Raw genomic sequence first — 9,734 nt, 5'->3', positions numbered from 1 at the left:
AATAATAGCCGAAACAACAACGCAAGAGGAAATGACAGAAGAAGTTATGATAATAGTAACAGAAATTCGCAAGGAAATTCTAATGAGTCTGGAAGATATTCAAGAGGTAGCTCGGACAATAACCGAAACTCTCGATCATCTGATTATGGCAGAAATTCGGAAGGCAATGAAACTCGTGGAAACAGACCAAGTAATGGCGTAGAGCCAAACAATCGTTCGCAAGGAAATGGTAACGAAACTCGTGGAAACAAACCAAGTAATGGCGTAGAACCAAGCAATCGTCCGCAAGGAAATGGCAACGAAACTCGTGGAAACAGACCAAATAGCAGCGTAGAGCCTCGTTCAGACAATTATGGCAGAGGAAGTGGTGTTGACAATAGCCGAAGCGAGCGTAATACACCAATACCGCAAGAATCGAATGGCAGAACGAGTAGAGGAGATCGTAGCCCAAACATCGAAAGACCAAGTAGAAGCGTAGAATCTGCCCCAAGTCAGCAAAACTCAGGTGGCCAAAGTAGAGGTGGAAGAAGCGAAAATGCTTCTGGCAATGATGGTGGAGGTCGTGCAGAAGGCCGAAGTAGGAGAAATAATTAAAATAAGTGACAGTTCTTAATCGTGGTACGTTTTTGAAACGTGCCACGATTTTTTTGTTTTTTTCAGTGCTGATAGAACGAAGCCCAAACCATATTTTTTTTCTTCACAAAAACTTAACGAAGTACCATTTCCATCTTGAAAATAAAAAATGCAATTTTGTTGAATAAACTCACCGCATCATTTCAAACATGAAAAAAACCTTTCTCTTTCTATTCTTCCCTTGCTTAACTTTTGCTCAAAAATGGCAAATTTCCGCTCCAGCAGGAAATGAACAAACAAAAATTGATAAAACAGGAAAATCAGTTATTCCGAATGGACGTTTTCTTACGCCCCGTGGAAAGCAAATTATGACTGCCCCGCACCCTTACGGATTGATTTTGAGTCCAGATGGCAAAACTGTCGTAACAGCAAATTCGGGAATTGTCCCTTTTTCGATTTCGGTTATTAATAATATTTTGGAGGAAAATCCACAAGTAAAACAAATTCCTGAAGGAGCAAAAAACGACAAAGGAATTTTAGAGGCTTGTTTCATGGGTTTAGCTATTTCGCCTGACAATCAAACGGTTTATGTGGCAGGAGGTGAGGCCAATAAAATTTTTAAATATGACCTCATTACTGGAAAGCAAAAAGGTTCAATCAATTGTGCCTTTAAGACATATAAACAGGATTTTAGACATGGGTATTTGGGCGATATGGTTTTGACCAAAGATGGGAAAATGCTTTATGTGGTTGACCAAATTGGCTTCCGAATGGTGGTAATTGATATAGAAAAAGAAAAAGTTGTTGAAAATATTCCGACGGGACGATACCCTTTCGGTATTTGCCTTTCGTCCGACGAATCGAAGATTTTTGTAGCAAATGTGGGCGTTTTTGAATATAAACCCTTTACTGACCTTGACCAGAAAAATCTCAAAGGAACGGCTCATAAATATCCTGCTACAAAATACAATTCTAAAGAAATGATTGAAGGAAATGCCGCTAAAGGCGTTCCTGCACTCGGCGATCCCAACGCCCCCGAAGCATTTTCGGTTTGGGCATATGCTACTAAACTTTCTGGCGAAAACAAACCAATTGCAACCATAAAAACAGGTTTTTTGGTCGGACAAATGGTTGAAGATTTTCCTGCAGTTGGAGGGTCAAGTCCAAATTCGGTTGTGGCAAGCAACGAGTATGTTTTCGTAAGCAATGGAAATAACGACTGTGTTTCGGTCATCGACATCAAAAACAATAAGGTACTAAAAAACATTTTCTTGAATCCTGAGCCACGTTTGGGCAATTTAAGAGGCATCATTCCTTTTGGCGTAACACTTTCGCCCGACCAAAAACGCTTATATGTTGCCGAAGCGGGTATCAATGCCGTGGCAGTAATTGACGTGGCAAAGCTGGAAGTTGTCGGACATATTCCAACGGCATGGTTTCCATCGAAACTAAAAGTTAGTAATGACGGTAAAAAACTCATCGTTGCCAATGCTAAAGGCTATGGAAGTGGACCAAATGCAGGAAAAAACTTCACGATGAAACAAGAAGGCAGCTATATTGGGGCTTTGATGAAAGGTAGCGTTTCGGTGATTGATATTCCAAGCGATGAGGAACTGAAGCAAGAAACAAAGGTGGTAATTGAGAATAATTTTAAGTTTGCAGATAGTAAAAACACTAAATCTATGGTGCAGGATTTGGGCATCAAACACATTGTTTTTATTGCCAAAGAAAACCGAACGTATGATGAGGTTTTTGGTCAAATTGCGGGTGGTGAAGGTGATGCTTCATTGGCTCGTTTTGGCAATAATGTAAAAGTTTCAAATAGAAAAGCGACTAAAATCATTCCTGATGCCAACGTAATGCCCAATCATATTGCTTTGGCAAAGCGTTTTGCAATCGCTGATAATTTTCACTGTGATTCAGATGTTTCGGCCGACGGACATCGTTGGTTGGTGAGTACCTATCCTAACGAATGGTGCGAAACTGCTACGGCAGCATCTTATGGTGGAAAACGTGGACTTCGTGATTCGTCTGTTGCTCCAGGAAATTTAGCCATTTATGGTTCGGCTGGGTCAATTTATGCCGAAGATTTTAATGAAGCTGGCTCACTTTGGGACCATCTGCAACGCAATAATAAAGATTTTTACAATTTTGGCTTTGGGGTCGAAATGGCAGGAGCTTACAGCGATAGCACAATGAAATATATTGGTGAACTTTATACCATCAATTACCCACTTCCTGAACCGCTTTTTGACAAAACTTCAAAAGTTTTTCCGACTTATAACATGGCGATTCCTGACCAATTTAGGGCAGATTTGTTTATGAAAGAATTTAATGAAAAATGGACAGGAAAAGGAAAAACCTTGCCATCGGTCATTACTTTGATGCTGCCAAATGACCACGGAACAAGCGAACGTCCACACGCAGGATTTCCTTTTCAAGCAAGCTATATGGCAGATAATGACTTGGCAGTTGGTCGCACGATTGAGTTTTTAGCTCGCACGCCCTATTGGAAAAACATGGCGATTTTCATTACAGAAGACGACCCACAAGGCGGAGTTGACCACATTGACGCTCACCGTAGTATTTTGCAAGTGATTTCGCCTTATACCAAAAAAGACTATGTAGGCAAGGTTCATTATAGTTTTGGTAGTATTTTCAAAACTTTTTGGCATATTTTGGGCATTCCGTACCTCAATCAATATGATGCGGGAGCAACCGACCTCTCAGATATGTTTACTGATAAGCCTGATTTTACACCTTATAATGCTGTTTCGTCTGACCTTCGTATATTTGACCCAGCCAAAGCTCTAACACCTTTCAATGAAAAATTTGACTGGAAAGCCTTTTCAGAATCAGAAGAACTTGACCGCACCGAAACCATGCAAAAACGCCGTGCTGAAGATGATGAGGAAGTGAAAAAGAAGAAAACTAAGAAGAAAAAACAATAATTTCGTCGTACTATAAGAAACAACCCAAAATGCCTGATTTTCAGCACTTTATCTTTTTTGCTTTAGCGGCTTTAATGCTCAATATCACGCCTGGAAACGACATGATTTTTGTTATTTCTCGTAGCTTGACAGGCACACGAGCCGGTATTTTTGCGGCATTGGGCATTGGTTTGGGTTGTTTTCTACATATTTTTGCTTCAGTGGTGGGGCTTTCGGTCATTATTCGTCAATCGGAGATTTTGTTTAATATCATTCGTTATGCGGGAGCGGCTTATTTGATTTATATTGGCATAAAAAGCATCATGGAAAAACCTTCTACCATGATTTTTAGTCAGAATGAAAATGATAAAAATACCAATCTCAAAATTCTGCGACAAGGAGCAATCACCAATATGCTCAACCCAAAAGTTTCGCTTTTTTTCTTGGCTTTCTTACCACAATTTATAGATAATAACGCTGATAATGTTACCACTCAAATATTATTTTTAGGACTTTGGTTTAATTTTTCAGGAACTTTGGTCAATGTACTTATTGCTTTGCTTTTTAGTAAAGTAGTAGCGAAATTGAGTAATTTTCAGCGTTTTTGGAAGATACAAAACAAAGTTTCGGGCGTTATTTTAGTACTTTTAGGCTTGCAGATTGCTTTGAGGAAGTGAGGTTTATAGGACGAGTTTTTAACTCGTCTTGGTCATTTTGAAAGATATTGAAAAAATACAATGCCGTTTTAAAGACGGCACCTACTAATAAACTCACAATTCTCCATAAAGCTCCATCAACTGCCCCGCAATTCGTTCACCTGAAAATTGCTTTACATGCTCTTTGCCTTTCAAAATTAAGTTATTTCGTAAAGTTTGGTTCGTTAAAACTTGTCTCATTTTATCAGATAAATCACTGACATTTAATGGGTTAGCATATAAAGCACCATCACCACCTGCTTCTTCTAAACACGAACCTGTTGCTGCTACCACAGGCACGCCACTATGCAATGCCTCAACAATCGGAATACCAAAACCTTCAAAAAAAGAAGGATAAACAAACAATGATGCACCTTGATATAAGGCTGGTAAATCGGTTGAGGGGACATTAAAAAGCCCCCTCGCCCCCGATGGGGGAATTTTAAACAACTCTTCTGCGTATTTCGATTTGCCTCCTATTAAAATCAATTCATAATCTTTCAAACCTAATTGCTGAAAGGCTTCAATCAAACGTTTTTGATTTTTTCTTTCAGAAAAAGACGAAACGCATAGAATGTATAGTTTATTTAGAGAATACTTTTTTAAAAGCCCCTCCCTATCGGGGAGGGGTTGGGGTGGGGCTTGAAATATTTCTTGGCAATCTTGATAAATCACTCGAATGCGTTCGGATGGAATTTTATAAAACTCCATAATATCAGCCTTCGTTTGTTGGCTTACTGCCACAATTGCATCGGCATTTTCGCAAGCATATCTAAACTTTTTATTATAGATAAATCGGTCAATAAAAGGGTATAATTCGGGATAACGCAAGAATATCAAATCATGAATAGTAACTACCGATTTCACGCCTGACTTTCTGATTCCAAAAGGGATTTCATTGCTCAATCCATGATAAATATCAATTTTATCACGCATTAAGTCATTGTTTATCAACCAACTACGCCAAAGTCCACTACCAATTGATGACGGTGTCTTTATCGTCAATTGCTTATCAAACATACTATCCTTTGTTGGCTTTGGGGTATATGCCAAATACGCTTGCTCAGGAGCATATTTCAGTAGCGATTCTATGATAAATCTACTGTAATTGCCTAAGCCTGTATTGTTATTAAAAGCTCTTTTTGCATCAAAACCTATACGCATTGAACTATAATTTACGAAAATTTGTCAATTATTATACAATTTGCTATTAGCAGTTAGCTATTAGCGGTTAGCTCAAAATACTTTCATTGATATATTTTGAGTAATTTTTTTTAGCTAAAAGCCAACAGCTAATCGCTAAAAGCTTAATTTATGACTGAATACCAAATACATACATTGCCAAATGGCATCCGAATTGCCCACCGACAAGTGCCTTATACGCAAGTTGTACATTGCGGCTTGATGCTCGACATGGGCAGCCGTGACGAAAAACCAAATCAAGTAGGTCTTGCCCACTTTTGGGAACACATGGCGTTCAAAGGTACAAAAAAGCGGAAATCTTACCACATTATTAATAGATTAGAGTCGGTAGGAGGAGAATTAAACGCTTATACAACCAAAGAAAAGATATGCTTTTATGCCTCAGTTTTGGATAATCACTTCGAGAAATCGGTTGAATTATTGGCCGATATTACTTTCGATTCGGTTTTTCCTGAAAATCAAATTGAAAAAGAGCGAGGTGTGATTTTAGAAGAAATGTCGATGTACCAAGACTCTCCCGAAGATGCTTTGCAAGACGATTTCGACGAAATCATCTTTGCCAATCATCAGCTCGGTGCAAATATTTTGGGTACGCAAGAAAGTGTAAAATCTTTTACTCGAAAGCAATTACAGCAGTTTATTGCCGAAAATATGGACACCGAAAAAATTGTATTGGCGGTTGTCGGCAACATTACTTTTAAGAAAGCGATTCGTGTTTCAGAAAAATACTTAAAGGATATTCCTGCAAAAAAAACAGAGATAAAACGCACACCACCAAGTAGTTACGAAGTAAAACGAGAAACAACTTCTAAGAAAATAACACAGGCTCATTGTGCTATTGGTCGCCCATCTTACTCCATGCACGACACACGACGTTTGCCTTTTTTTATGCTTACAAATCTTTTTGGCGGGCCGGGCATGAACTCTCGTTTGAACATGACTTTGCGTGAAAAATATGGCTTGGTTTATGGCATTGATGCCTCTTATTCTCCATTTACTGATACGGGTTATTTGGGAATATATTTCGCAACCGATAAATCGAATCTCGAAAAAGCCAATGCTTTGATTTTAAAAGAAATGCAACTTTTAAAAGAAAAACCCTTAGGCAAATTTCAACTTCATACTGTAAAAGAGCAATTGATGGGGCAATTGGCAATGGCAGAAGAAAGCAATCAAAATTTTATGCTGATGATGGCAAAAAGTATTTTGGATGTTGGAAAAGTAGAAACCCTCGAAAATATTTTTTCTGAAATAAAAAAAATAGAAGCAACCGAATTGCAGGAAATTACGCAAGAAATGTTTGACGAAACGCAATTAAGCTATCTTACTTTTTTGCCTGAAAATTAGGTATTAGCTGTTATGCATTAGTTCTTATCTTTTTTAAAACTAATTGTAGTGAATAATTTTAAGCTAATTGCAAAATCCTAACTGCTAAAAGCATAAAATATTCAAGAAAGAATTATATTTTTTAAAGCATTTATGGTCAGCAGAGTAACACTTTGGCTGACTTTTTTTATTTTTGACCTCTCCGAAACAAAAATCATGATGAAAAATATTTATTTTACCGCTGGTCCAGCCGAATTACACCCAAAATTTGAAGATTTTTTCCGTCAAGCACTTGACGAGCAAATCGGTTCAATTTCACACCGAAGTGGTCAGTTCCGTAAAATTTATCAACATTGTGCCGAAAATCTACGAGTGTTGATGAATATTCCCGAATCGTCAGGAATTTTCTTCACAGGGTCAGCATCAGAAGTTTGGGAACGAATACTTTTAAACTTGGTTGAACACGAAAGTTTTCACTTGGTGAATGGTTCTTTTTCGGAAAAATTCTATAAATATGCACTTTCGGTCCAAAAATATGCTCACAAGCAAGAAAAGCCAATCGGAGAAGGCTTTAGTTATGGCGAAATTGAAGTACCAGAATATGCAGAATTGATTTGCGTAACTCAAAACGAAACAAGTACTGGTGTGCAAATGCGTGAGGCCGATATTCATAAATTGAAACGTAGTAACCAAAAACGCTTACTGGCAGTAGATATGGTTTCATCTGCCCCAATTCCTGAAATAGACTTAGAGTTGGTTGATACCGCTTTCTTTTCGGTACAAAAAGCCTTTGGTTTACCAGCAGGTTTGGGCGTTTGGATTGCCAATGAAAAATGCCTCGAAAAAGCAAAACGACTTTCAAAATATGAGGGATTGAACATCGGAGCTCATAATAATTTACCAACTCTTTGGAAAAATTATGAAACATACGAAACGCCTGCCACGCCTAATGTTTTGGGTATTTATTTACTCGGAAAAGTTGCCGAAGACATGAATAAAACTGGCATCGAAAACATCAGAAAAGAGACCGACGAGAAAGCCAAGAAAATTTATAAATACTTAGAAACCAGCGATTTATGTAGTATTGCAATCAAGAATGTCGAGCATCGCTCGAAGACAGTGATAGTAGCCAATACCAAAAAATCATCGAAGGGAATTATCGAAAAACTGAAAGAAAAAAACATGATTGTGGGCAGTGGTTATGGTCCAAATAAAGACACGCAAATCAGAATATCAAATTTCCCATCAAATACAATGGAGCAAATTGATATGCTTTTGAAGGAATTGAAGAAGATGGAGTAACATTAAATTCTTTTCAAAAACAAAAAAACTGGAATATTACTATACCAGTTTTTTGTTTATAATTTCAACAAACCTTATTTTCCTTGATTTCCTTCTGTTGCTTTTTGCACTTGCTGACGCTCATAGAAATTAATAAAATCTTCTAATTTTTCAACAGGTATTCGGCGGGCAATGATTTTCTTATCTTTATCCAAAATATAGTTTGTCGGCGTTGAATAAACATCAAAATTATTTCGGAAATAATACTTGCCTTTAGAATCCCAAAGATTGAGTAAAGGCCCAGTTTTATAGGTATATACAAAATTATTCATCTTCTTAGTATCATAAGCTATACTTACGTTATAGATAGTTACTTTCGCTTTATTAGCATTATAAAATTCCATTAATTTCGGTGCAGATTCTTTGCAATGTCCACAATCGGGATCATAAAAATAGACTAAAGTATATTTAGTTTTACTTTGCATAGGGTTATATTCACGCCCCAAAGAGTCTACAACATTTAAGGTTGGAAATACTAAACCCGTTTGTAAAGGCTTTAAAATATCTACTCTCTCTTTAAATTTTGCCCTTTGGGTAGAATCCAACCAATCGGCATCTTTCAAGTAATAATTTTCGGCTAAATGTATAAAAACACCATCAAGTCCTACGATTTCGCTATTTTCATACTTATTAGTAACCCACCACAAAGCAAAACGATATACTTCTTGGTTCTTTTTAGCCATTTTTAAAATACGGTCGGCATCACGTTTAACAGAATCGGTGGTTTGGTAAACCAAATCCTTGAAATAACGCTCTATTCGAGTATGTATGAATGGAGAACGCAATAATCTATCGTCAGTAAAATCTATGTTATCGAAAAAGTGGTTTTTATAATAATTAAACAAATAGGTTGAATCTGGACGACCGTTGGCTTTTTTCGGCAATACGGTTGGCATTTCTGGTTCTATATTTCCTTTGATAACCTTTGCGGCAAAAGTACCTTCATTATTTTTCACCAATTCCTTCATATAAGTATCAACTTCTTTCTGAATACTCTCCATTTGCTTGCGACTCATTTCTTGAGAAACGGCATCGGTCTTCATTTTCGCTGTCACACTTATTGCTTCCGCTTCTTTACTTTTTGCTTGCAAAAATTTACGGTAGCCAAAAAGTAATTCGTTTTCTTTCGAGCCTTTAAACTTCACATTTGCTACAAAATCAGTTGTATCGCTCTCTATTTCCATAAACTGCTCTTTGCCATTAATGGCAAAGTCATAATATTTTGAAGGAGAAAGTACAATTAAATAAATACCACCTTTGAGTGGGTCTTTACCTTGAAACGCCAATTCGCCGTCTATTACTTTAGCCGAATCAACTTTTATATATTGATTATAGCCAAAAAAATGAGCCAAATGACATGTTTTTCCCTCCGTAACCCCTTTCATACGAACTTTAATTGAGTGCCCGATTTCCTGAGCAAAAACATTGTTAGCAAAAATAAGGGTGCAAATGAGTAAAATCCTCTTTAAGTATATGTAATTGATTCGCATATTTTGATAATTTTTAGGCATTTTATTATTATTTCACAAAGATAAGTGCTTAATTTATTCGTTGTTGTTAAATGGTTGTTAATTATAAGAAGTCTATGAATGGTTAGTAATGATCAATAGTTTTTCTAAATTTTTCTGTATTCTAACGAAATTGGATGTTTTATATTGTTGTTTCT

Annotated in this window: 6 protein-coding genes and 1 pseudogene; 5 read left to right on the top strand and 2 right to left on the bottom strand. The window is 37.0% G+C overall.

What is annotated here, in order from left to right:
• From ACH2CJ_RS19590 to ACH2CJ_RS19580, 3 genes and pseudogenes are all read left to right on the top strand, one after another.
• Window positions 1-594 (top strand): annotated as a pseudogene (locus tag ACH2CJ_RS19590) (hypothetical protein); the annotation flags it as partial.
• Window positions 595-782: 188 nt separating this feature from the next.
• On the top strand, window positions 783-3,524 hold the full coding sequence (locus ACH2CJ_RS19585) for an alkaline phosphatase family protein (protein ID WP_394995621.1): 2,742 nt from the start codon (window positions 783-785) through the stop codon (window positions 3,522-3,524).
• A gap of 29 nt (window positions 3,525-3,553) precedes the next feature.
• Window positions 3,554-4,180, top strand: a complete 627-nt coding sequence (locus tag ACH2CJ_RS19580) for a LysE family translocator (protein ID WP_394995618.1) — start codon at window positions 3,554-3,556, stop codon at window positions 4,178-4,180.
• Between the two features lie 93 nt (window positions 4,181-4,273).
• Here the strand turns inward: ACH2CJ_RS19580 and ACH2CJ_RS19575 are convergent, their stop codons facing one another.
• Complete coding sequence (locus tag ACH2CJ_RS19575) at window positions 4,274-5,362, bottom strand: glycosyltransferase family 4 protein (protein WP_394995616.1); 1,089 nt, start codon at window positions 5,360-5,362, stop codon at window positions 4,274-4,276.
• 150 nt (window positions 5,363-5,512) lie between these two features.
• Here ACH2CJ_RS19575 and ACH2CJ_RS19570 point away from each other — a divergent pair, with 150 nt between their 5' ends.
• Both ACH2CJ_RS19570 and ACH2CJ_RS19565 read left to right on the top strand, forming a co-directional pair.
• Window positions 5,513-6,748, top strand: coding sequence for a M16 family metallopeptidase (locus tag ACH2CJ_RS19570; protein ID WP_394995614.1), 1,236 nt, complete (start codon window positions 5,513-5,515; stop codon window positions 6,746-6,748).
• A 198-nt stretch (window positions 6,749-6,946) separates the two neighbouring features.
• The gene (locus ACH2CJ_RS19565) at window positions 6,947-8,029 is read left to right on the top strand and encodes an aminotransferase class V-fold PLP-dependent enzyme (protein WP_394995624.1); all 1,083 of its coding nucleotides are present in this window, start codon (window positions 6,947-6,949) and stop codon (window positions 8,027-8,029) included.
• Window positions 8,030-8,103: 74 nt separating this feature from the next.
• Here the strand turns inward: ACH2CJ_RS19565 and ACH2CJ_RS19560 are convergent, their stop codons facing one another.
• Window positions 8,104-9,579, bottom strand: a complete 1,476-nt coding sequence (locus tag ACH2CJ_RS19560; protein ID WP_394995612.1) for a thioredoxin-like domain-containing protein — start codon at window positions 9,577-9,579, stop codon at window positions 8,104-8,106.
• Window positions 9,580-9,734: the final 155 nt, after the last annotated feature.

The organism is Emticicia sp., assembly GCF_043780375.1.
GTDB lineage: Bacteria > Bacteroidota > Bacteroidia > Cytophagales > Spirosomataceae > Emticicia.
Note: the sequence above shows the minus strand (reverse complement) of the source record. Positions and strands in the feature narration are given on the sequence as shown.

Excerpts from the sequence above, each read along its gene's own strand:
- ACH2CJ_RS19585 (WP_394995621.1), top strand. The coding sequence starts at position 783 with ATGAAAAAAACCTTTCTCTTTCTATTCTTCCCTTGCTTAACTTTTGCT.
- ACH2CJ_RS19580 (WP_394995618.1), top strand. The coding sequence starts at position 3,554 with ATGCCTGATTTTCAGCACTTTATCTTTTTTGCTTTAGCGGCTTTAATG.
- ACH2CJ_RS19575 (WP_394995616.1), bottom strand. The coding sequence starts at position 5,362 with ATGCGTATAGGTTTTGATGCAAAAAGAGCTTTTAATAACAATACAGGC.
- ACH2CJ_RS19570 (WP_394995614.1), top strand. The coding sequence starts at position 5,513 with ATGACTGAATACCAAATACATACATTGCCAAATGGCATCCGAATTGCC.
- ACH2CJ_RS19565 (WP_394995624.1), top strand. The coding sequence starts at position 6,947 with ATGAAAAATATTTATTTTACCGCTGGTCCAGCCGAATTACACCCAAAA.
- ACH2CJ_RS19560 (WP_394995612.1), bottom strand. The coding sequence starts at position 9,579 with ATGCCTAAAAATTATCAAAATATGCGAATCAATTACATATACTTAAAG.